Annotated in this window: 2 protein-coding genes; both read left to right on the top strand. The window is 63.8% G+C overall.

All coding sequences use genetic code 11. The features are described 5' to 3' along the window. On the top strand, positions 1-176 hold a 176-nt coding region (locus tag EN780_RS35725; RefSeq protein ID WP_145971040.1), incomplete at its 5' end, for an amidohydrolase family protein. 40 nt (positions 177-216) lie between these two features. Beyond that, positions 217-840, top strand: a 624-nt coding sequence (locus tag EN780_RS35720) for an SDR family NAD(P)-dependent oxidoreductase (RefSeq protein WP_133372931.1), incomplete at its 3' end; no start/stop codon positions are given.

Here is an 840-nt window from a genome sequence, read left to right as displayed (position 1 = left end):
CGATAGCGGCCTTCGGCGTCGAGCGCTCGATGTTCGCGACGAATTTTCCGGTCGACAAGCTGTTTTCGAGCTTCGACGCCATCGTGAACGCTTTCAAGGAAATCACGATCGCCTATCCGCACGAGGAGCGGCTCGCCTTGTTTCACGACAACGCTGCTCGCTTCTACCGGCTCTAGATCATCCACCGAGAGAACTGAAAGTGCAGGAGACTTCGACATGTTGCTGAAGGGCAAGTCCGCGGTTATTTCGGGCGCCGCGAGCCCTCGGGGAATTGGCCGTTCCACTGCGACGCTGATGGCGGAGCACGGGGCGCGCATTGCAATACTCGACCTTGATGAAGGGCAAGCGCGTGATGCCGCCGCGTCGCTCGGTGGCCAACATATCGGCCTCGCCTGCAATGTCACCGACCTCGACGCGTGCAGGAAGGCTGCCGCCGCGGTGAGCGAAGCCTTCGGCAGGGTCGACGTGCTCTGCAACAATGCCGGCGTAACGCAGCCGGTGAAGACGCTGGAGATCGGCCCGGCCGACTGGGACCGCGTCCTCGACGTCAATCTGCGCGGCGTCCTCTACCTCAGCCAGGCCTTCATCCCGCACATGCGCGACAATGGCGGCGGTTCGATCATCTGCATGTCGTCGGTTTCCGCGCAACGCGGCGGGGGCATCTTTGGCGGCCCGCACTATTCCGCCGCCAAGGCTGGCGTGCTCGGGCTGGCCCAGGCGATGGCGCGCGAGTTCGGCCCTGACGGCATCCGCGTCAATTGCCTGACCCCCGGCCTGATCCAGACCGACATCACCGGCGACAAGCTGACCGATAGTATGCGCGCCGACATCGTCAAGGGA

Source organism: Mesorhizobium sp. M4B.F.Ca.ET.089.01.1.1, assembly GCF_004022605.1.
Taxonomy (GTDB): domain Bacteria; phylum Pseudomonadota; class Alphaproteobacteria; order Rhizobiales; family Rhizobiaceae; genus Mesorhizobium; species Mesorhizobium abyssinicae.
The sequence above is the reverse complement of the archived record's forward strand: the minus strand, read 5'-3'. Positions and strand labels throughout refer to the sequence as shown.